Origin of the sequence: Variovorax beijingensis (assembly GCF_003951285.1) — a bacterium.
Taxonomy (GTDB): domain Bacteria; phylum Pseudomonadota; class Gammaproteobacteria; order Burkholderiales; family Burkholderiaceae_C; genus Variovorax; species Variovorax beijingensis.
Genome location: NZ_RXFQ01000004.1, coordinates 278586 through 296631 on the forward strand (window position 1 = coordinate 278586; position 18046 = coordinate 296631).

General features: G+C 66.3%; 22 protein-coding genes. 9 read left to right on the forward strand and 13 right to left on the reverse strand.

The features are described 5' to 3' along the window. Positions 1–76 precede the first annotated feature (76 nt). Positions 77–1069 (forward strand): Bug family tripartite tricarboxylate transporter substrate binding protein, encoded by a 993-nt coding sequence (locus EJO66_RS08680; protein WP_124959296.1) that lies wholly within the window; start codon positions 77–79, stop codon positions 1067–1069. Here EJO66_RS08680 and EJO66_RS08685 read toward each other — a convergent pair. Then, a complete protein-coding gene (locus EJO66_RS08685; protein WP_125965041.1) occupies positions 1066–1542 on the reverse strand; it encodes a molybdenum cofactor biosynthesis protein MoaE in 477 nt (158 codons plus the stop codon). The two genes, EJO66_RS08680 and EJO66_RS08685, sit on opposite strands and share 4 nt — an antisense overlap. 251 nt (positions 1543–1793) lie before the next feature. On the opposite strand from EJO66_RS08685, the gene dapA reads away from it, so the two are divergent. Further along, positions 1794–2690 carry a 4-hydroxy-tetrahydrodipicolinate synthase gene (dapA, locus tag EJO66_RS08690; protein WP_125965042.1) on the forward strand — a complete coding sequence of 299 codons (897 nt, stop codon included), beginning with the start codon at positions 1794–1796 and terminating at the stop codon, positions 2688–2690. Here the strand turns inward: dapA and moaD are convergent. The 6 genes from moaD to EJO66_RS08720 all read right to left on the reverse strand — a co-directional run bounded on the left by moaD (position 2677) and on the right by EJO66_RS08720 (position 8902). Next, complete coding sequence (gene moaD / locus EJO66_RS08695; protein WP_124959293.1) at positions 2677–2928, reverse strand: molybdopterin converting factor subunit 1; 252 nt, start codon at positions 2926–2928, stop codon at positions 2677–2679. The genes dapA and moaD overlap by 14 nt on opposite strands. 12 nt (positions 2929–2940) lie before the next feature. Next, positions 2941–4218, reverse strand: coding sequence for a molybdopterin molybdotransferase MoeA (locus EJO66_RS08700; RefSeq protein WP_164547794.1), 1278 nt, complete (start codon positions 4216–4218; stop codon positions 2941–2943). Beyond that, on the reverse strand, positions 4211–4756 hold the full coding sequence (mobB, locus tag EJO66_RS08705) for a molybdopterin-guanine dinucleotide biosynthesis protein B (protein ID WP_124959291.1): 546 nt from the start codon (positions 4754–4756) through the stop codon (positions 4211–4213). Before mobB ends, EJO66_RS08700 begins: the two co-directional genes overlap by 8 nt. 83 nt (positions 4757–4839) lie before the next feature. Next, positions 4840–6255, reverse strand: a complete 1416-nt coding sequence (gene thrC / locus EJO66_RS08710) for a threonine synthase (protein WP_125965043.1) — start codon at positions 6253–6255, stop codon at positions 4840–4842. Between the two features lie 21 nt (positions 6256–6276). Next, the gene (locus tag EJO66_RS08715; protein WP_125965044.1) at positions 6277–7599 is read right to left on the reverse strand and encodes a homoserine dehydrogenase; all 1323 of its coding nucleotides are present in this window, start codon (positions 7597–7599) and stop codon (positions 6277–6279) included. Positions 7600–7672: 73 nt separating this feature from the next. After that, the gene (locus EJO66_RS08720) at positions 7673–8902 is read right to left on the reverse strand and encodes a pyridoxal phosphate-dependent aminotransferase (RefSeq protein ID WP_124959289.1); all 1230 of its coding nucleotides are present in this window, start codon (positions 8900–8902) and stop codon (positions 7673–7675) included. A 102-nt stretch (positions 8903–9004) separates the two neighbouring features. On the opposite strand from EJO66_RS08720, the gene EJO66_RS08725 reads away from it, so the two are divergent. From EJO66_RS08725 to EJO66_RS08755, 7 genes are all read left to right on the forward strand, one after another. Next, positions 9005–9385 carry an Mth938-like domain-containing protein gene (locus EJO66_RS08725; RefSeq protein ID WP_012746966.1) on the forward strand — a complete coding sequence of 127 codons (381 nt, stop codon included), beginning with the start codon at positions 9005–9007 and terminating at the stop codon, positions 9383–9385. Positions 9386–9518: 133 nt separating this feature from the next. After that, positions 9519–9995 (forward strand): peroxiredoxin, encoded by a 477-nt coding sequence (locus tag EJO66_RS08730; RefSeq protein WP_007830801.1) that lies wholly within the window; start codon positions 9519–9521, stop codon positions 9993–9995. 211 nt (positions 9996–10206) lie between these two features. Next, the gene (locus EJO66_RS08735; RefSeq protein WP_125965045.1) at positions 10207–11991 is read left to right on the forward strand and encodes a PhoH family protein; all 1785 of its coding nucleotides are present in this window, start codon (positions 10207–10209) and stop codon (positions 11989–11991) included. A gap of 152 nt (positions 11992–12143) precedes the next feature. Next, positions 12144–12515, forward strand: coding sequence for a VOC family protein (locus tag EJO66_RS08740; protein ID WP_125965046.1), 372 nt, complete (start codon positions 12144–12146; stop codon positions 12513–12515). A gap of 8 nt (positions 12516–12523) precedes the next feature. After that, positions 12524–12973, forward strand: coding sequence for an EVE domain-containing protein (locus EJO66_RS08745; protein ID WP_124959285.1), 450 nt, complete (start codon positions 12524–12526; stop codon positions 12971–12973). Between the two features lie 23 nt (positions 12974–12996). After that, positions 12997–13464, forward strand: a complete 468-nt coding sequence (locus EJO66_RS08750) for a GyrI-like domain-containing protein (RefSeq protein WP_125965047.1) — start codon at positions 12997–12999, stop codon at positions 13462–13464. A gap of 55 nt (positions 13465–13519) precedes the next feature. Next, positions 13520–14233, forward strand: a complete 714-nt coding sequence (locus EJO66_RS08755; protein ID WP_124959283.1) for a helix-turn-helix transcriptional regulator — start codon at positions 13520–13522, stop codon at positions 14231–14233. Between the two features lie 13 nt (positions 14234–14246). Here the strand turns inward: EJO66_RS08755 and dnaB are convergent, their stop codons facing one another. From dnaB to EJO66_RS08785, 6 genes are all read right to left on the reverse strand, one after another. Further along, on the reverse strand, positions 14247–15656 hold the full coding sequence (dnaB, locus tag EJO66_RS08760; RefSeq protein WP_018903000.1) for a replicative DNA helicase: 1410 nt from the start codon (positions 15654–15656) through the stop codon (positions 14247–14249). A 170-nt stretch (positions 15657–15826) separates the two neighbouring features. Further along, on the reverse strand, positions 15827–16279 hold the full coding sequence (rplI, locus tag EJO66_RS08765) for a 50S ribosomal protein L9 (protein WP_007830783.1): 453 nt from the start codon (positions 16277–16279) through the stop codon (positions 15827–15829). Between the two features lie 12 nt (positions 16280–16291). After that, the gene (rpsR, locus tag EJO66_RS08770; RefSeq protein ID WP_007830781.1) at positions 16292–16573 is read right to left on the reverse strand and encodes a 30S ribosomal protein S18; all 282 of its coding nucleotides are present in this window, start codon (positions 16571–16573) and stop codon (positions 16292–16294) included. A gap of 21 nt (positions 16574–16594) precedes the next feature. Continuing rightward, positions 16595–16912, reverse strand: a complete 318-nt coding sequence (priB, locus tag EJO66_RS08775; RefSeq protein WP_223262280.1) for a primosomal replication protein N — start codon at positions 16910–16912, stop codon at positions 16595–16597. A 4-nt stretch (positions 16913–16916) separates the two neighbouring features. Further along, a complete protein-coding gene (rpsF, locus tag EJO66_RS08780) occupies positions 16917–17291 on the reverse strand; it encodes a 30S ribosomal protein S6 (protein WP_012746958.1) in 375 nt (124 codons plus the stop codon). Positions 17292–17405: 114 nt separating this feature from the next. After that, positions 17406–17921 (reverse strand): hypothetical protein, encoded by a 516-nt coding sequence (locus EJO66_RS08785; RefSeq protein ID WP_124959282.1) that lies wholly within the window; start codon positions 17919–17921, stop codon positions 17406–17408. Between the last annotated feature and the right edge of the window lie 125 nt (positions 17922–18046).

An 18046-nucleotide genomic window follows, 5' to 3' on the forward strand; every position in this document is an offset into this window, starting at 1 on the left:
GGCGCGATTCAAGGTGTCCGGCGCTTCGGGCACGGCTATTGCACTGTGCCTGCTCATTTTTCGAATGGAGTCGATCATGGTTTTTTCAATGCAGCGCGCCCATCCGGTTCGCCGGGCGCTCGGCGTCGGTCTCTTTTTAGCGGCCATGGGCCTGACGGGCCTTGCGCAGGCGCAAGGCACGCCCATTCGCCTGCTGGTCGGTTTTCCGGCCGGTGCCGGCACGGATGCCATTGCACGCACACTGGGCGAAAAACTCAAGGACGTGCTGGGCGTGCCGGTGGTGGTCGAGAACCGCGCCGGCGCCGGCGGACAGATCGCGGCGCAGGCGCTCAAGGCGGCCCCGGCCGACGGCCATACGCTGTTTCTCTCGCACGACCATTCGATCTCCATCCTGCCGCAGGTGGTGAAGAACCCGGGCTTCAACCCCGCCACCGACTTCGTGCCCGTGGCCGGATTCGCCACCTTCGCCAACGTGCTGGCGGTCTCGGGCGGCACGCCGGCCAAGAGCATCGACGAGTACGTCAAGTGGGTTCGCACCCAGCGCGGCGGCAAGGAAACCATCGGCATTCCGGCGCCGGCCTCCATCCCCGAGTTCCTGGTGAAGATGATCTCGGAAAAATACAAGATCGACGTGCAGCCCGCGCCCTACCGCGGCAGCGCGCCGATGACGGCAGACATGCTGGGCAACCAGATCACGGCCGGCATCGCCTCGGTGCCCGACTTCATCGAGAACCACAAAGCCGGCAAGGTGCGCATCGTGGCCTCCATCGGCGCCAAGCGCCAGGCCGTGCTGCCGAACGTGCCCACCTTCACCGAACTCGGCTTCTCGAACCTGGAAGACCTGCCCTACTACGGCATCTTCGCACCCGTGGGCACGCCGCAGGCCGTCATCGACCGCTACGGCGACGCGCTGCAGAAGGTGCTGGCCATGCCCGACGTGAAGCAGAAGCTCACGACCATGGGGCTGACGGTCGGCTACGAGCCGCAGGGCCAGTTCGCAGGCCGCGTGCGCAGCTACACGCAGACCTGGGAACGCATCATCCAGTCGAGCGGCTTCAAGCCTCTCTAAGCGTTCGGGGCGGTGATGCCCCAGCGCGCCAAGGCGGCGTCGTCGCTGACGCGCGCATCCACCCAACGGGCGCCTTCGGGCGTCTGTTCCTTTTTCCAGAACGGGGCCTGGGTCTTCAGGTAGTCCATCAGGAACTCGCAGGCCTCGAAGCTCTGGCCGCGGTGGGCGGAGACCACCGCCACCATCATGATCTGGTCGAGCGGCTGCAACAGGCCCACGCGGTGGATCACGCGTGCGCCCAGGATGTCGAAGCGCTGGTGCGCCTGGTCGATCATGGCTTCGATGGCTTTTTCGGTCATGCCGGGGTAGTGTTCGAGCTCCATCGAGGCCACGGTGCTGCCATCGTTGCGATCCCTTACCGTACCGACAAAGCTGCAGACCGCACCCACGCGTTTGTCGCCGGCACGCAACGCGGCGACCTCCTGCCCCAGGTCGAAATCGGCTGTCTGAATCGAAACGCGTGCATCGCTCATGCCGGGATTGTGGCACCGCGCTAGACTTCGGCAATGCCTTGCCACGCCACGCTCTTCACAGTGCTTTCGCACTTCGAATGCAGCCGCGCGCGCCAAAGCAGCAAAGCCAAAAAACCAAAGCTCGTCTGACCGGAGCCGCGGTTCCGTCGTCGGATGAGCGACGGAACCTGCCAAGGCCTTGGCCCCGATTGGGTTGCGCGCGCATCGAACGACGGTTCCTTCCATCGGTCGATTCCTCAAAGGAAGCTCGCGTGCCGCCATCGTCAAACCCCTCCGCCAATCCTGATTTCTCGGGCCTCTGGATTCCTCTTGTCACGCCGTTTCGCGGCGGCGCCGTCGACCACGCCGCGCTGTCGGCGCTGACCCGCCGGCTCGCTGGCGACGGCGTGGCCGGCTTCGTGGTCTGCGGCTCGACCGGCGAGGCCGCCGCGCTCGATGAAACGGAACAGCTCGCCGCGCTCGACACGGTGCAGGCCGCCGCAGCCGGGCTGCCGATCGTCATGGGCCTGTCGGGCTACCACCTGGGCAAGACCACGGCCTGGGTGCACCGGCTCGCCGAATGGCCGCTGGCGGGGCTGCTGGTGCCTGCGCCGCACTACATCCGGCCCTCGCAGGCCGGCCTGCTCGAATGGTTCCGCGCCATTGCCGACGCCAGCGCGGTGCCGGTGCTGGTCTACGACATTCCCTACCGCACCGGCGCAACCCTCACGCGCGAAACGCTGCTGGCGCTGGCCGAACACCCGCGCATCCGCGGCATCAAGGACTGCGGCGGCGACATGGCCAAGACGCGCGCCGTGATTGCCGACGGCAGGCTCCAGGTGCTGTCGGGCGAAGACCACCAGATCTTCGGCACCGTGGCCGAGGGCGGCGTGGGCGCCATTGCGGCGAGCGGGCATGTGCAGACGCGGCGCTTCGTGCAGGTGCTGCGCCTCCTGGCCGAGAACCGGCTCGCAGAGGGGCGCGCCGAATGGCAGCCGCTGCAGCCGTTGATCGAAATGCTGTTTGCCGAACCGAACCCTGCGCCCCTCAAGGCGCTGCTGGCGCACGGCGGCTCGATGCGCGACGAGCTGCGCTCGCCGATGACCCGCGCGTCCGATGCCTTGCGCGAGCGCCTGGTGGCGCTGGACGCCCGGCTCAGCCGCCCGTAACGGGCGGAAAGAAGGCGACCTCGCAGCCTTCGCGCAGCGCGGCCGCCTCGTCGCTCATGGCCTGGTCGAGCGCCATGCGCACGGCCTTTCCGCGCGCCAGCGCCGTGGCGTACGCCCCGCCGCGCGCGATGAGTTCGTCGCGCAGCGCGGCCAGGGTGGCGGCGCCGGTGTCGACGGTTTCGCCGCTGGTGTCGAGGGCCTCGCGCACGGAGGCGAAGTAACGGATCTGGACCTTCATGGACAGCTTCGGTCAGGCCAGCAGCGAGGCCAGGGGAATGAAATTCACCGTGTCGCCGGCCTGGATGGTCCGGCCCGGCGGGTTGTCGACAACGCCGTCGCCCCAGACCATCGAGGTCAGCACACCCGAGCTCTGGTTGGCGAACAGGTCGAGCCCGCCCGCGGCATTGCGCCGGGCGCGCAGGAACTCGCGGCGGCGGTCGGCGCGCGGCCAGTCGAAGTCGGCGCGCATCTGCACGGGCTCGGGCGCCACGCGACTGGCACCCTGCAGCGTCAGCAGGAACGGACGCACGAGCAGCAGGAAGGTCAGGAAGCTGGACACGGGGTTGCCGGGCAGGCCCGTGACGTGGCAGCGCCCTTGCGCCTCGCCACCGGCCCTTGCGATCGACCCGTAGGCGAAGGGCTTGCCGGGCTTCATCGAGAGCGACCACAGCTGCAGCTCGCCCAGCGCCTGCACCGCGGCCTTGATGTGGTCTTCCTCGCCCACCGACACGCCGCCGGTGGTGATGATCAGGTCGCTGGTCTCGGCCGCACCGCGCAGTGCATCGATGGTGGCCTCGCGCCTGTCGGGCACGATGCCCAGGTCGGTCACATCGCAGCCGAGCCGGTGCAGCAAGGCGCGCATGAAGAAGCGGTTGGAGTTGTAGATCGCGCCGGGCTTCATGGCCTCGGGCGCGACCTCGCCGGGCATCACCAGCTCGTCACCGGTGGACAGCAGCGCGACGCGGGGCCGCCGCGCCACCTGGAGCCGGTCGAAACCCACGCTGGCGGCGAGCCCGAGCGCGGCGGGCGTCAGGCGCTCGCCCTGGCGCAGCACCACGTCGCCGGCGGCCACGTCTTCTCCGGCGCGGCGAATCCACTGGCCGGCCGCTGGAGCGATCTCGATGCGCACCGCGCCGAGCGTGCCCTCCTGCGGCACGGGCCGGGTGTCCTCCTGCATCACGATGGCGTCGGCGCCCTCGGGGATCTGGGCGCCGGTGAAGATGCGCGCCGCGGTGCCGGCCGCCAGCGGCGTGCCCACGGTGCCGGCGGGAATGCGCTGTGCGACCTGCAGCACGGCGCCCGGCGCGGCGCAGTCGGCCACGCGCACCGCATAGCCATCCATCGAACTGTTGTCGCGCGGCGGCACGGTGAGCGCGGAGACGATGTCCTGCGCGAGCACGCGGCCGTCCGCATCGAAGGTGGCAACGCTTTCGGAGGGCAGCTTCGGCAGCGCCTTCGCGAGCAGGCTCGCAAGGGCTTCGTCGAGCGCCATCAGCGGCGGGCGCGGGGGAGTGACGGAATCAGCCATGGTGTTCGGGGTTGTATTCGAAGCGGCTTGCGCTGTCGATCAACCACTGCGCGATGCCCTCGATGTCGTCGAGGTCGAACAGCGGCAGGCTGGTGGGCACCGGCAGGCTCGCGGGCGCGTCGGTGGCAATGGCGGTCACGAAGGCGTCCTCGATGTACTGCGAGGGCCGGGGCGGCTTGCCGTCCTCGGGCGCGCGCCAGACCTCGATCTTGAGCAGGTCGCTGTGCTTGAAGCCCTCGACCAGCACCCAGTCGACGCCGTCATGGAGTTCGGCGATGAGGTCGTGCACCGACAGCTGCGCGGGCTGCTCGAATTCGCGGATCAGCGCGAGCCGCTTGTCCGACGCCACGACCACCTCGAAAGCCCCCGCCTCGCGATGGCGGTAGGTGTCCTTGCCGGGATGGTCGATGTCGAACTTGTGGTGCGCATGCTTGACCACCGACACGCGCTGGCCATGGAGCTTGAGCACGGGAATCAGGCGCTCGACCAGCGTGGTCTTGCCCGAACCCGAATACCCGGAAAAGCCGATCACCTTCATGTCGAGTTCCTGTGGCGGCCGTCTATGCGGCCGCCGAATGCATGTGCGGGGCAGCCGCTTCAGGGCGCGGCGTGCGGCAAGGGTCAATCACAGTTCTGCGCGATGTAGGCCTTCACGGCCTCGGCATCGGCCGGCAGCTTGACGACCCGCTTGGGCAGCGCCTCGATGCCTTCGAACCTGGCCGGGCGCGCGGGCTCGTGGCCCAGCGCCTCCACCAGCGTGGCGGCAAACTTGATCGGCAGCGCGGTTTCGAGCACCACCATCGGCACGCCGGGCGCGAGGTGTTCGCGTGCGGCCTTGAGGCCGTCGGCCGTGTGCGGATCGACCAGCGTGGCAAAGCGCCTGTCGGTGTCGCGGATGGTGGCCAGGCGGTCGGCGTGGGTGCTGCGGCTGCTCTTGAAGCCGAAGCGCTCCGCAGCCTGCCTGAAGGCGGGATCGGCGCTCAGGTCGAAGCGGCCGTGGCGGCCCAGCTCGTCCACGAACAGCGAGCGCAGCTTGCCGGCATCGCGCCCCACCAGGTCGAACACGAAGCGCTCGAAGTTGCTGGCCTTGCTGATGTCCATCGACGGGCTCGAGGTTTCGTGCGTGTCGGCCGCCGCGCGAACGCGGTAGATGCCGGTGCGGAAGAACTCGTCGAGCACGTCGTTCTCGTTGGTGGCAACCACGAGCGTCTGGATCGGCAGGCCCATCATGCGCGCCACGTGGCCCGCGCAGACGTTGCCGAAGTTGCCCGAAGGCACCGTGAAGCTCACGGGCTTGTCGTTGCTGGCCGCGGCCTGGAAGTAGCCCGCGAAGTAGTAGACGACCTGCGCGAGCAGCCGCGCCCAGTTGATCGAGTTGACCGTGCCGATGCGGTACTTGCGCTTGAAGCCCAGGTCGTTCGACACCGCCTTGACGATGTCCTGGCAGTCGTCGAACACGCCGCTGATGGCGATGTTGTGGATGTTCTGGTCCTGCAGGCTGAACATCTGTGCCTGCTGGAACGGGCTCATGCGGCCGTCGGGCGAGGTCATGAAGACGCGCACGCCCTTCTTGCCGCGCATGGCGTACTCGGCCGCGCTGCCGGTGTCGCCGCTGGTGGCGCCCAGGATGTTGAGTTCGGCGCCGCGGCGGGCCAGTTCGTACTCGAACAGGTTGCCCAGCAGCTGCATCGCCATGTCCTTGAAGGCCAGCGTGGGGCCGTTGGACAGGGCTTCGAGGTACACGCCGTCTTCCAGCTCGCGCAGCGGCACGATCTCGTCGCTGCCGAACACTTCGGCCGTGTAGGTCTTGGCGCAGATCGCCTTCAGGTCGGCCGGCGGAATGTCGTCGATGTAGAGCGAGAGGATCTCGAACGCCAGTTCCGCATACGGCAGCTCGCGCCATCTGGCGAGCGTGGCGGTGTCGATCTGCGGATAGTGCTCGGGCAGGTACAGGCCGCCATCGGGCGCGAGGCCTTCAAGCAGGATTTCGCAGAAACGCTTGCGGTCGGGGTGGCCGCGGGTGCTCAGGTAGTTCACGGTATGTCTCTTGCGCCGTCCTCAGGACAGCTCTTCCTTGCGGATGCGCACGATCGGCTGCAGCACCGTGGGCAGTGCCTGCAGTTCCGCAAGCACGTCGTTCACCGTGCCTTCGCGGGCGTCGTGCGTGAGGATGATCAGGTCGGTCTGGGTGGAGCCCTCGCCGCCCACTTCGTCGGCCTCGCGCTGCAGCACCGCGTCGATGCTGATGCCCGCGGTGGCCAGGAGGCCCGTCACCTTGGCAAGCACGCCGGCCTGGTCGGCCACGCGCAGGCGCAGGTAGTAGCTGGTGACCACCTCGGCCATCGGCAGCACCTTCAGGTCGCTCATGGCGTCAGGGTGGAAGGCCAGGTGCGGCACGCGGTGCGCGGCATCGGCCGTGTGCAGGCGCGTGATGTCGACGAGGTCGGCGATCACCGCGCTGGCGGTCGGCTCGCTGCCCGCGCCCTTGCCGTAGTACAGCGTGGTGCCGACGGCGTCGCCATGCACCACCACGGCGTTCATGGCGCCCTCGACGTTCGCAAGCAAGCGCTTCGACGGCACGAGCGAGGGATGCACGCGCAGCTCGATGCCCTGCACGGTGCGCTTGGTGATGCCGAGCAGCTTGATGCGGTAGCCGAGCTGTTCGGCGTACTTGATGTCCTGCGCCGCGAGCTTGGTGATGCCCTCGATGTGCGCCTTGTCGAACTGCACCGGAATGCCGAAGGCAATGGCACTCATCAGCGTGACCTTGTGGCCGGCGTCCACACCCTCGATGTCGAAGGTGGGGTCGGCTTCGGCGTAGCCCAGGCGCTGGGCCTCCTTGAGCACGGTGGCGAAGTCGAGCCCCTTGTCGCGCATCTCGGAGAGGATGAAGTTGGTGGTGCCGTTGATGATGCCGGCCAGCCACTGGATGCTGTTGGCCGTGAGGCCCTCGCGCAGCGCCTTGATGATCGGGATGCCGCCGGCCACGGCCGCTTCGAAAGCCACCATCACGCCCTTGGCATGCGCGGCCGCGAAGATCTCGGTGCCATGCACCGCAAGCAGCGCCTTGTTGGCCGTGACCACGTGCTTGCCGGCTGCAATCGCCTCGAGCACCAGCTGCCTCGCAATGCCGTAGCCGCCGATGAGCTCGATGACGATGTCGATGTCCGGGTTGGCGATGACTTCGCGCGCGTCGGCAACCACCTTCACGCCTTCGCCGGCCACTTCGCGCGCACGCGCCGCGTCCAGGTCGGCCACCATCGTGATCTCGATGCCCCGGCCTGCACGTCGCTTGATTTCTTCCTGATTGCGCAGCAGCACCTTGAAGGTGCCGCTGCCGACCGTGCCTGCGCCGAGCAGGCCTACTTGGATGGGTTTCATTGGAGATTCGCGTGGATGGTTCGTAAAGGGGGAAAGAAAGGGGCCGCAGGCCGCCAGGCGTGCGGCCGCGCCGTCAATCCGTCTTGCTGCGCAGGCGGTACAGCTCCAGGAACCTGGCAATGCGGTTGATCGCTTCGCGCAGGTCGTCCTCGTGGGGCAGGAACACGATGCGGAAGTGGTCCGGCGTCGCCCAGTTGAAGCCCGTGCCCTGTACCAGCATCACCTTGGTTTCCCTCAGCAGCTCGAGGAAGAACTGGCGGTCGTCGGAGATGGGGTAGACCTCGGGATCGAGCTTGGGGAACATGTAGAGCGCGGCGCTCGGCTTGACGCAGCTCACGCCCGGAATGGCCGTGATGAGCTCGTAGGCCAGGTCGCGCTGGCGCCGCAGGCGGCCGCCGTCGCCGACCAGGTCGTTGATGCTCTGGTAGCCGCCAAGTGCGGTCTGGATGGCCCATTGGCCCGGCACGTTGGCGCACAGGCGCATGTTCGAGAGCATGTTCAGGCCCTCGATGTAGTCCTGCGCCCGCGCCTTGTCGCCCGAAACCACCATCCAGCCCGCACGGTAGCCGCACGAGCGGTAGCTCTTGGACAGCGAGTTGAAGGTCAGCGTGAGCACGTCGGTCGACAGGCTCGCGATCGCGGTGTGGCGGACACCGTCGTACAGCACCTTGTCGTAGACCTCGTCGGCGAAGATCACCAGGTGGTGCTCGCGCGCGATGGCGACGATGCTCTTGAGCAGTTCGTCGGAATAGAGCGCACCGGTCGGATTGTTGGGGTTGATGACCACGATGCCCTTGGTGCGGGGCGTGATCTTGGCGCGGATGTCGTCCAGGTCGGGCATCCAGCCGTTGGCTTCGTCGCAGAGGTAGTGCACCGGCTTGCCGCCCGAGAGGCTCGAGGCGGCCGTCCACAAGGGATAGTCGGGGGCCGGGAGCAGCATTTCGTCGCCGTCGTTCAGCAGCGCGTTGGTGGCCATGGCGATCAGCTCGCTCGCGCCGTTGCCCAGGTAGATGTCCTCCAGCGTGACGCCTGCAACACCCTGCTTCTGGGTTTCGTGCATCACCGCCTTGCGGGCCGCGAAGATGCCCTTGCTGTCCGAATAGCCCGCCGACCCCGGCAGGTTGCGGATCATGTCCTGCTGGACTTCTTCCGGCGCATCGAAGCCGAAAACGGCCAGGTTGCCGATGTTGAGCCTGATGATCTTCTGGCCCTCTTCCTCCATCTGCTTCGCGGCGTCCATGATGGGGCCGCGGATGTCGTAGAGCACGTTGGCCAGCTTGGCCGATTTCTTGAACTGCTTCAAAGGGCCCTCCCGGGCGCGGGTTACTACTCGAGGTCGAAAGGCCCTGGAAGGCCTCGTGTCACTGGGAAAACCTATAATTTGACCACAGTTCCCAGTGCCCCGATGAAGCTCCAGCCCGACAAATCCGACGCCCAGTCCCTTACCGCGCACGGCCCCGGGTGGGTCGCAATCAACAACGAAAAGGTCGAGGGCAGCGTGGTGGTGGGCTCCCGTGGCGAGCGCTTCGAATGGAACTGCTCCCGCTTCGACCAGCTCGGGCCCGAGCATTTCGCCCAGCTTGCGTCGCTTGGCGCGGAATTGGTCATTTTCGGAAGCGGATCGCGCATCCGGTTCCCGCAGCCTGCCTGGCTCCAGCCCCTGATGGCCAGGCGCACCGGCGTGGAGACCATGGACACCCCCGCAGCCTGCCGCACCTACAACATCCTGGCCGGCGAAGGCCGCCACGTGATAGCCGCCCTCCTCGTGGAACCGCCCGAGCGGTGAGAGAAGGCTTTTCGGGGTAAAATACCGGGTTGCGAACAGGCCTGCTGCTCCAGTTAGCAACGACCAATCCTCCATTCGCCGAGTGTGCTGCAAAGCGCCCGATCAATGGAAACCAACGGAGAAAACAAGTTTCATGGCGATCGTTGTCAACAAACCCATTCCTGAATTCGACGCCAACGCCACGGGCGGACTGAAAGTCTCGAATACCTCTCATCTCGGCCACGTGCTGGTCATGTATTTTTACCCGAAAGATAACACTCCGGGTTGCACGACCGAAGCCATGCAGTTTCGCGACCGTTACAAGGACTTCGAAAAGGCCGGAGCCACGGTGTTCGGCGTGTCCCGCGACAACATGAAGTCGCACGACGAGTTCAAGGCCAAGCTCGAACTCCCGTTCGAACTCATCGCCGATACCGAAGAAAAAATGTGCCACATGTTCGGCGTGGTCAAGAACAAGATCATGTACGGCAAGAAGGTCAAGGGCATCGAGCGCAGCACCTTCCTGATCGGCGCAGACGGCATCCTCAAGGCCGAATGGCGCGGCCTCAAGGTCCCGGGCCACGTCGACGACGTGCTCAAGGCCGTCAAGGCGCTCAAGAAAGCTGCCTGACCGTTACAAGAAGCGCCGTCTGTGCGCTTTTGCATCGCGCCGTGGGGAATGCCCAACGGACTGTGCAAAGAGCGCGAGACGCGTCGCCGCCGGTGTGCATAATGGCCTCATGCCGTTGAGCTCCACGACCGCATCCCCCGAACAAAGCCGCCTTGGTCTACAGGCGGCTTTTTCGTTTTCTGGTTTCCACTTCCTGCGAGCGACCTGACACATGCCATTGCCTCCCGCCCCCACGAAACGCGCCGCATTGCTCTCGCCGGATGCGCACGATGCACCCGCCCGTTCCTCGCACAGGGGATCGCGCCGCTCGGGCGAATCGCACGCCGATTCGGCGTCGTCGAGCGGCTCCCAGCCACTGGAATTGTTCGACCGCCACGCCGCCGATGCGGTGGGCGGCGGTACCGAGGCCGCGCCGCCGATGCGCGCAAGGTCGAAACCCGCTCCTTCCCGCAGCCAGCGGCAGCAGCCCGCTGCGCGCCGGGAGCCCGAGGCGCCGGCACCCGCCGTCCATGCGCCTGCGCCGCAGCAGCAGCAATTTGCAGCGCCGCAGGCTCCGGCGCGACCCAAGCGCAGCAAATCCAACGGCCCCGCCAAGCTGTTCGTGCTCGACACCAATGTGCTGCTGCACGACCCGATGTGCCTGTTCCGCTTCGAGGAGCACGACATCTTCCTGCCGATGATCGTGCTGGAGGAACTGGACGGCCACAAGAAAGGCACCACGGAAGTCGCCCGCAACGGCCGCCAGACCAGCCGCACGCTCGACGCGCTGGCCGCCGCCCAGGACGCCGACATTGCCAAGGGCCTGAAGCTCGACACCACCGGCCATCGCGAGGCCGGCGGCAAGCTGTTCTTCCAGACCGCGCCGCTCGACTATTCGCTGCCGATCAGCCTGCCCCAGGGCAAGGCCGACAACCAGATCCTCGGCGTGGTGCAGGCATTGCGCGACCTCTACGCCAATGACCAGCCCGGCCGTGCAAAGCAGGAAGTGGTGCTGGTGTCGAAGGACATCAACATGCGCGTCAAGGCGCGCGCCCTGGGCCTGGCCGCCGACGACTACCAGAACGACAAGACGCTCGAGGACGGCGACCTGCTCTATGCGGGCTCGCTCGCGCTGCCGGCCGACTTCTGGACGCGCCAGAGCAAGACGGTCGAGAGCTGGCAAAGCGGCAGCAACACCTTCTACCGGGTCAGCGGACCGCTGGTGCCCAACCTGTACATCAACCAGTTCGTCTACTTCGAAGCCCCGGGCGAGCCGAGCATGTACGCGCGCGTCACCGAGATCCGCGACAAGACCGCGGTGTTCAAGACCCTCAAGGACTACAGCTCGGGCAAGAACGCGGTCTGGGGCGTGAACACCCGCAACCGCGAGCAGAACTTCGCGATGAACCTGCTCATGGACCCGGAAGTCGACTTCGTCACGCTCACCGGCACTGCCGGCACCGGCAAGACGCTGATGGCGCTCGCCTCGGGCCTCACGCAGGTGCTCGACGACCGGCGCTACACCGAGATCATCATGACCCGCGCCACGGTGAGCGTGGGCGAGGACATCGGCTTCCTGCCCGGCACCGAGGAAGAGAAGATGGGCCCATGGATGGGCGCGCTCGACGACAACCTCGAATTCCTTGCCAAGGGCGATGGCGGCGGCGCCGGCGAATGGGGCCGCGCGGCCACCAACGAGCTGATCCGAAGCCGCATCAAGGTCAAGAGCATGAACTTCATGCGCGGCCGCACCTTCCTGAACAAGTACGTGATCATCGACGAGGCGCAGAACCTGACGCCCAAGCAGATGAAGACGCTGATCACCCGGGCCGGTCCGGGCACCAAGATCATCTGCATGGGCAACCTTGCGCAGATCGATACGCCGTACCTGACGGAAGGCTCCTCCGGCCTCACCTTCGCGGTCGACAAGTTCAAGGGCTGGCCGCACGGCGGACACATCACGCTGGCACGCGGCGAGCGCTCCCGGCTGGCCGACTTCGCGAGCGACGTGCTCTGAGAGCCGCCGGTCCACGGCCGTCCAAAGGCCCGCAACGCTCCCGAAGCATTGCGGGCCTTTTTTCGTCCGCGATGACAGGCTCCTGACAACACGCTGTCAGGAGGCGGCCCGCACCATCAAGGCTCCTTCAACACAACGAAAGCGAGTCCTTCATGCAAAACGCCATCAACTGGTTCGAGATTCCCGTCACCGACATCGACCGCGCCCAGGCCTTCTACGAAACCGTGCTCGGCCGCACGCTGCGCCGCGAAGACTTCGGCGGCCAGACGCTGGCCATCTTTCCGTACGACAACCCCGCCACCGGCGGCGCCCTGCAGGCCGGCGCGAACGCCAGCGCACGTGCTGGCAGCGGCATCCGCATCTACCTCGACTGCATGCCGAGCATCGACGCCGTGCTGGCGCGCGTCGAAACGGCAGGCGGCCAGATCGTCGCGCCCAAGTCCGCGCTGCCGCCGGGCATGGGCTTCATCGCCCATCTGCGCGACACCGAAGGCAACGAAGTCGGCCTTCACGCGCTCGCCTGAATCGCACCATGGCACAGCGCAACTGGGTCGCCGTCGCCAGCGCGGAACACGCCCGCCGCGGGCGCGACCACAAGCCGCTCGGCTTCATGCAAGTCGGCCACGGCAAGCTCGGTCCGCTCAAGCGGGTTGCGGCGGGCGACCGCGTCGCCTACTACGCGCCGGCCACGGTCTTTGGCGGCACCGACAAGCTGCAGAGCTTCGTCTCGATCGGCATCGTGCAGCCGGGCGCGCCGTATGAAGCGGACATGGGCAACGGCTTTGTTCCGTGCCGGCTCGACGTGGCCTACGCGGCCTCCCGCGAAACGCCGATCGCGCCCTTGCTGGAGCAACTGGCATTCATCGAGAACCCGAGGCAGTGGGGCTACAAGTTCCGCTTCGGGCTGTTCGATGTCTCCGACGCCGACATGATGCTGATCGCACGTGCCATGGAAGCCGACCTGAAGGCGCTCGCGCTCTGAGCGCCACAATCCCCACATCATCCATGCAGAAGACAACCCCGATGGAACCCATCCGCCGGCACCACGACGCTTTCCAGGTCGCAGGCCTCACGGTGCGCACCACCAACCGCGAAGAGGACGACCCCGCAACCGCCCGCATCGGCGCCCTGTGGAATCGCTTCTTCGGCGAAGAGACGTACCGGTCGACGCCCGGCCGCACCGGCGACGCCCGCATCTTCGGCGTCTACTCCGGCTACGAATCCGACGCGCATGGCGCCTTCGACGTGACCGTGGGTGTGGCTGTCTCGGGCGCAACGGGCAGCGTGGCCATCGAGGCCGGCGACTACCTCGTCTTCATGGGCCAGGGCGAGATGCCGCAGATGGTGATCGCCGCCTGGCAGCGCATCTGGCAGCATTTCGAAGCACACCCGGAAATCGCGCGCCGCTACCGCAGCGATTTCGAAGCCTACGAGGGGCCGGACAAAGTGGCGATCCATATCGGAGTTTCATGAGCACAGCCCAGGGCCGGCACGAGACGCTTCCCGGACCATCCCGGGGAGCACGCTGATGCGCCGCGCCGACCGCCTGTTCCAGCTCGTGCAGATCATCCGCGGGCGCCGGCTCACCACGGCGGCCTTCCTGGCGCAGCGCCTGGAGGTGTCGGAGCGAACGGTCTACCGCGACGTGGCCGACCTGCAGCACCAGGGCGTGCCGATCGAGGGCGAGGCCGGCGTGGGCTACAGGCTGGGTGCGGGCTTCGAGCTGCCGCCGCTGATGTTCACGCAGGACGAGGCTTCGGCGCTCGTGGCCGCCGCCCGCCTGGCGCAGAGCTGGGTCGATCCGGCACTCGCGCGCGACATCGAAACCGGGCTCGGCAAGATCCTCTCGGTGCTGCCGCCGGCGGCACGCGTCTCGGCCGAAGCGCTGGCGCTCTACGCGCCTGCACTGGGCCTGGGCGACGCCCTGCGCGCGCGGCTGCAGACCCTGCGCGAAGCCGTGCAGGCGCGCCAGAAACTGCGCCTTCACTATCGCGACGTGTCGGGCGATGCCAGCGAACGCACCGTGCGCCCGCTCGGCTGCTTCTACTGGGGCAAGGTCTGGACGCTTTCGACCTGGTGCGAACTGCGCAACGACTTCCGCGGTTTTCGCATCGACCGCATGGACGCGGTCGACGTGCTGCCCGAACGCTTTCGCGACGAAGCGGGCAAGACGCTGGCCGACATGCTGCGCCAGGTGAAGGCGCGAACGGCCGAAGCGAAGCTGCCAGAGCAGCAGAAATGAAGATGCGGCGGCGTCAGTAGTCGTCGCTGCTGCCGTAGCTGGCCAGGTTCTCGAACTTGGTGAGCGGCTTGAGGAAGGTCAGCTTGACGGTGCCCGTGGGCCCGTTGCGGTGCTTGCTGATGATCACCTCGGCCACGCCCGGCTCCTTGCTGTTCTTGTCGTAGTAGTCGTCGCGGTAGATGAACATGATGATGTCCGCGTCCTGCTCGATGGCGCCGGATTCGCGCAGGTCGCTCATCATGGGGCGCTTGTCGGTGCGGCTTTCGACGCCGCGGCTCAGCTGCGACAGCGCGATCACCGGGCACTTGAGCTCCTTGGCGAGCATCTTCAGGCCGCGCGAGATTTCGCCCACGGCCGTGGCGCGGTTCTCGTCGTTCATGCTGGTCGACACGCTCATGAGCTGAAGGTAGTCGACCACGATCAGGCCGAGGCGCCCGTACTGGCGCGCCAGGCGGCGCGCGTTGGCACGCAGCTCGCTGGTGGTCAGGCCAGGGGTCTCGTCGATGTGCAGCGACACGTTGCGCAGCTTCTCGATCGCTTCCGTGAGCCGCGGCCACTCTTCGTCGCTGAGCTTGCCGGTGCGCAGGTGTCCCTGGTCGATGCGTCCGATCGAGCCGACGATACGCACCGCCAGCTGCGACGCACCCATTTCCATCGAGAAGACCGCAACCGGCAGCCCCTCGTTGAGCGCCACGTGCTCGGCGATGTTGATGGCCAGCGAGGTCTTGCCCATGGAAGGACGCGCGGCCAGCACGATCATGTCGCCCGGCTGCAGGCCCGAGGTCATCTTGTCGAACTCGTAGAAGCCGGTGCGCACGCCGGTGATGTCGTTCGGGTTCTCCGCCATCTCGGTCACGCGGTCGAGCAGTTCGACCACCAGGGCATCCATGCTCTGGAAGCCCTGCTTCATCCGCGTGCCCTCTTCGCCGATGTTGAAGATCTTCTGCTCGGCCTCGTCCAGGATCTTGTCGACCGACTTGCCCTGCGTGTTGAAGGCGTTGGTCGCGATCTCGTCGCTTGCGGAGACGAGTTTTCGCAGGATCGAGCGTTCGCGCACGATCTCCGCGTAGCGGCGGATGTTGCTCGCGCTCGGCACATACTGCGCGAGCGAATTGAGGTAAACCAGGCCGCCGATTTCATCGGCCTTGCCCAGGCCCTGCAGCTGTTCGTAGACCGTGATGACGTCGGCCGGCTTGCTGGCGTTGATCAATCCGCCGATCGCGGCATAGATCAGCTTGTGTTCATGGCGGTAGAAGTCGCCATCCACCAGCAGGTCGCCCATGCGGTCCCAGGCGCCGTTGTCGAGCAGCAGGCCGCCGAGCACGCTCGACTCGGCCTCGATCGAGTGAGGCGGAATGCGAAGCTGGGCAACTTGACGATCGGCCGACGGGTCATTGTCGGCATAGGAAAAAACGGCGGACATGGACTTCCCTTGCAACCCTGCATGCTAAGCCGCGCACGCGCTGGCGTGTGTGGACAAGGTTGTGAATAAACAGTGATCTTTCGGTGCATCGCGCTGGAAAACCGGTGCGCAGAAAGACAAAAGCCGCCCGGAGGCGGCTTTTGCGGCAGCGCACAAGGCGCTGTGGACGATCAGGCGGTTTCGCCGTAGACGGTCACGGTGATGTCGACCACCACGTCGGTGTGCAGCGCCACGCTCACGGTGCTGTCGCCGACGACCTTGATCGGGCCGTTGGGCAGGCGCACTTGCGACTTGGCAACCTTGTAGCCTTGCTTGCCCAGTTCTTCGGCGATGTCGCCGTTGGTGACCGAGCCGAACAGGCGGCCGTCCACGCCAGCCTTTTGGGTCAGCTTGACGGTCGTGCCGCCGAGCTTTTCGCCCTGGGCTTGCGACTCGGCCAGCTTGGCGGCCGCAGCCTTTTCGAGTTCGACGCGCTTGGCTTCGAATTCGGCCTTGTTGGCGGCGGTGGCGCGGCGGGCGCGGCCCGTCGGGATCAGGAAGTTGCGTGCGTAGCCGTCCTTGACCTTGACGATGTCGCCGAGGCCGCCGACGTTCAGGACCTTGTCCAGAAGAATGATTTGCATGGTGACGGCTCCTTAGACGCGGTGCTGGTCGCTGTACGGCACCATGGCCAGGAAGCGCGCGCGCTTGATGGCGGTGTTCAGCTGGCGCTGGTAGATCGCGCGCGTGCCGGTCAGGCGGGCGGGGATGATCTTGCCGTTTTCGCTGATGAAGTCACGCAGCGTGTCGATGTCCTTGTAGTCGATTTCCTCGACGCCAGCGACGGTGAAGCGGCAGAAGCGCTTGCGCTTGAACAGCAGCGACTGGGTGTTGCGCTTCGGGCGCTTGTCTTTGTTGAATTTCTTGAACGTGGCCATTTGGGGACCTCTTGTCGAAAATTAATCTTGCTGAAAATCCTGGATGTGCAGGACCGGATGCTTGCCATTGCCCGGTGTCGCGAGGAAGCCCTGAAAACGCCAGAGACTTCCCATCGACTGCGTTGCGAGCCGTTCGGCGATGGCGCCGAAGGCAACAGCCCTGAGGGCCGCTTTCACCTGCCTGGCTTTTCCTGCCTCCAGGAGCGTCGACTCGTGTTCGAGCTTCAGATCGATGGCGGGAAGGCCGGCGGGCGTGTATCGCAAGGCTCCGAGTTCGGCAACCGAGGCGGTCAGCACAAGCTGATTGACTCCGGTTGCCGCAGCAGCGGCAGCGGTCACGCCATCAGCTGTTGTTGGCGGCGTATTCGGCCTGCTGAGCCTTGCGGGCTTCTTCGCGCTCGACCGTCTTCATCATCGACGAAGGACCGGTTTCGGCCTTCTTCTTCTGAACGGTGAGGTGGCGCAGCACGGCGTCATTGAACTTGAACGCGTGTTCCAGTTCGCCCATCACGGTTTGCTCGGCTTCGATGTTGACGCACAGGTAGTGCGCCTTGCTGAGCTTGTTGATCTGGTAGGCCAGCTGGCGGCGGCCCCAGTCTTCAACGCGGTGGACCTTGCCGCCGCCGGCCGTGATGAGGCCCTTGTAGCGCTCCAGCATGGCCGGAACTTGTTCGCTCTGATCCGGGTGGATCAGCAAAATGATTTCGTAGTGACGCATGGCACTCCTTGTGGATTCTTCCGTGGAAGAGGAAAAGCCACCTGCAGCGTCGGGCGCAGTGTGGCAAGGCAAAGCCGGCTATTGTAGCACTGCTTGCGCCACGCGTGTCCAGCGTCAGTCGTTCAGCGCCCGGTCCAGCGCCGCGGCTTTCTCCGCGCCCACCGCGGCGCGTATCTTGGGCGCCAGGGCGACCAGGTCTTCGTAGCTGGCGGTGCCTTCGACCTGCAGGTTGAGCCTGAAGCCCATCAGGCCCAGCGCACCAGTCAATTGGGTGGCAATGGGGTAGGCATCCTTGTAGCGCTGCTGCCTGCTGCGCCCGGAGGGCGGCGCGGGTTCGGCCGGGTTTGGCGCCGCGGGCGCCTTGCTTGCAGCCGCCGGCGCTGGCGCCTCGGGCACGGGCGGCCTGGCTGGCGCCGGCGCAGCCGGCTTGCTTCCCGCCGCCGGCCCGAGCAGCCCCAGTTCGATCATCTGGTCGATTTCTTCTCGCCCGATGCCCGTTCCGGAGGCAAGCACCTCGTCGACCGAGCGCTTGCCGTCGAACAGGATGAACGCGGTGCGCTGGCGCGGCGAAAGCGGCACCGAGCGATCCTTGAGAACCTGCTGTCCGGCGTCTGTCTTGACAAGAATCATGATGGTTTCTTCCGCGAAAAACCGGCGGATGCGGCGACGAGCGGCTTCGCCATGCAATCCGCAAGCAACCCGCCAGCCTGCGAATGTCGCAAGTCTGACACGAGTAACACATTCTGATTCAATTA